Source organism: Prevotella illustrans (assembly GCF_017426725.1).
Taxonomy (GTDB): domain Bacteria; phylum Bacteroidota; class Bacteroidia; order Bacteroidales; family Bacteroidaceae; genus Prevotella; species Prevotella illustrans.
This window is the reverse complement of the sequence record NZ_JAERMS010000076.1, coordinates 1-2,304: the sequence shown is the minus strand read 5'-3', so window position 1 is coordinate 2,304 and position 2,304 is coordinate 1. Positions and strand designations below refer to the sequence as shown.

The 2,304-nt window shown below is 36.9% G+C and carries 3 protein-coding genes and 1 CRISPR repeat array; all 3 genes read right to left on the bottom strand.

Translation table 11 applies throughout. The features are described from left to right. Positions 1 to 289: direct repeats of the CRISPR family, unit length 30 nt; unit sequence ATTTCAATTCCACTAAGGTACGATTAAAAC. Positions 290 to 503: 214 nt separating this feature from the next. The 3 genes from cas2 to cas4 are packed head-to-tail and all read right to left on the bottom strand — an operon-like array spanning position 504 to position 2,303. Further along, positions 504 to 767, bottom strand: a complete 264-nt coding sequence (gene cas2 / locus JHU38_RS12180; protein WP_107581346.1) for a CRISPR-associated endonuclease Cas2 — start codon at positions 765 to 767, stop codon at positions 504 to 506. 4 nt (positions 768 to 771) lie between these two features. Continuing rightward, a complete protein-coding gene (gene cas1b / locus JHU38_RS12175; RefSeq protein ID WP_107581345.1) occupies positions 772 to 1,788 on the bottom strand; it encodes a type I-B CRISPR-associated endonuclease Cas1b in 1,017 nt (338 codons plus the stop codon). Beyond that, on the bottom strand, positions 1,785 to 2,303 hold the full coding sequence (gene cas4 / locus JHU38_RS12170) for a CRISPR-associated protein Cas4 (protein ID WP_107581344.1): 519 nt from the start codon (positions 2,301 to 2,303) through the stop codon (positions 1,785 to 1,787). The genes cas1b and cas4 overlap by 4 nt, the downstream gene beginning before the upstream one ends. Position 2,304: the final 1 nt, after the last annotated feature.

Sequence of the window (2,304 nt, the reverse complement as noted above, 5' to 3'; positions counted from 1 at the left end):
ATTTCAATTCCACTAAGGTACGATTAAAACAAACTGTTTACAATGCCGCCTAATCCGCTCAATGATTTCAATTCCACTAAGGTACGATTAAAACTGCCCTTTCGTTACTCATAATTTTCCTCCTTTCTCATTTCAATTCCACTAAGGTACGATTAAAACTCACGTCTGACATTCCTTTCAGCCGTCCTGCACCAAATTTCAATTCCACTAAGGTACGATTAAAACGCCGAAACCACCCACTTCTTCTCCACGGAAGAAGATTTCAATTCCACTAAGGTACGATTAAAACCCCATAGAGAAAATATGCACAATACATAATAAACACTATAGTTTTTGTTATGCAAAGATATAAAAAACGAATAAAAATATGTCGATGCTGAAAAGAATGTTTTACTTAAGACTTCGACAACTTCCTTAAAACAGAGGCCTCACACTATTACCGGCATGCACTTTTTAACCCATTTTTTTCATCGTGACATGAGCCAACAATGACATCGACAACTTTAGAGGAAGTTATCTGTGGACATCCGTTCCTTCCCAAGAATCTCCTTACTCATATGATAACCCATTTGATTTGAAAATATTATCACACTATCTTCATTTTTATCTATAATGCCATTCAACCGTAATTCCAGTTCTCTCAACTTTACCTCTGATAATTCTCCTTCAAACACAGAATTCTGAATCCAACACAAATATTGTCGACATAGTTTAAGCATCTTAGCCACACGCTTCACTCCCACATCATAAATCAATATCACATACATATCTCTACCAATACATCTTAAAAGGTTTGTACTCTTCTATTCCAAGAATATCTTTTAACAACTTATAGCATTCCAGTTTTATCAAGTGTCGATAGCTTACATTACGTCCTAATGAACGATGACGAAACGTTTCATTATACCGTTCTTCCATTGCTGCCACAAATATTTTCTTTCCTTTATCGTTTAAAAGACAACGATTCAACTTATTGTCAAAATGCCCCTTCTGAATCGCGTGTTTATTTAAAACCTTAAAAATCACTCTATCGACAATAATCGGCTTGAATATTTCCGATATATCGAGACAAAGCGAATATCGTCGTTCACCCGGTGTATGCAAGAAACTGATAGTCGGATTTAATTGAGTTTGATGGACCGCTTTCAATGTTTCGGTATAACACATCATATTACCAAACGATATCAACGCATTCACCTCATTTTCGGGAGGTTGCTTCGTACGGACTCCCATATTAAAGTCATCGAGTACAATATCAAAGGCCGAATAATAAATACGCCGAATATTACCCTCTATCCCCATAATTTCCTCTACCATATGAGCTTCATCGAGCGTTTTAGCCAAAGCCTTCATTTCCTTAATACATCCTTCCAGATCTTTACCTCTTCTATTATAATAGTTAAGGTTCATGATCATATTCCACACAGCGCCCCGAATGAATTTTCTCGCCAAATCCGTACGCCGTTTAGTGCTCTGATACGCCTTAGCCTGAGCTATCAATGCTTTTCCCGACAACAAGCCGTCACGAGGCATGAAACTTCCTGTATAATTCTCATAATAATCGAAAAAATGAACGGGAACACCACGTTGACCCAGAAAGTTGTATAAAGAACTATTTGCTTTAAGACTTCCGAAAGCATACAACTCTGTCACATCCTCTATTGGAATAAAACGAGCAGGCAATTTCACCTCATTTCCCAGCTCGTCTGTACTGACAGATGTAAACTTCAACGTATTATCCTTACGCTCCATCAATCCTGGGTTAAACAAATAAAAGCTCCTTTTCATACTTCTTCCTCCATTTCGTTTGAATAACAGAACTCATAATAACTACAATTCTTACATATCCCCTTTTTAATCAATGATGGACAAGAAGTTTGCGTAATGATATTGCCTATCTCCTGTTGGAACAACGCAATATCCTCACGGTCGACATCAGTAAGAAGCACTTCCGAAGTTTTTCTTAATTCCGGATATTCCAATATACCTTTAACGCCATTGATACCACGTTGCTCAAAAACATACATATAGTATTTCAATTGCCATTCATGTGCTTTCTCTATCTTATTAGACCTCTTAATTTCATGAATGACTTTATTTCTTGCATCATAGTAATCCACCTTAATGCCATCAATCTCCACTTCTTCATATCTTGATGGACGTTGAGGATAACTGCCCTCATGTATCAACTTACCTTCATACACCAAGTCTGAGTTTTGCTCCATATTAATACCATTGGCAAATAACCATAGCTTGCGCCGACAAAGCTGATAGTAATTAAAATGAGTACCTGTAATGATCATA

What these genes read in the sequence shown, in the direction of transcription:
- cas2 (WP_107581346.1), bottom strand. Translation starts at nt 767, where the DNA reads ATGTATGTGATATTGATTTATGATGTGGGAGTGAAGCGTGTGGCTAAG.
- cas1b (WP_107581345.1), bottom strand. Translation starts at nt 1,788, where the DNA reads ATGAAAAGGAGCTTTTATTTGTTTAACCCAGGATTGATGGAGCGTAAG.
- cas4 (WP_107581344.1), bottom strand. Translation starts at nt 2,303, where the DNA reads ATGATCATTACAGGTACTCATTTTAATTACTATCAGCTTTGTCGGCGC.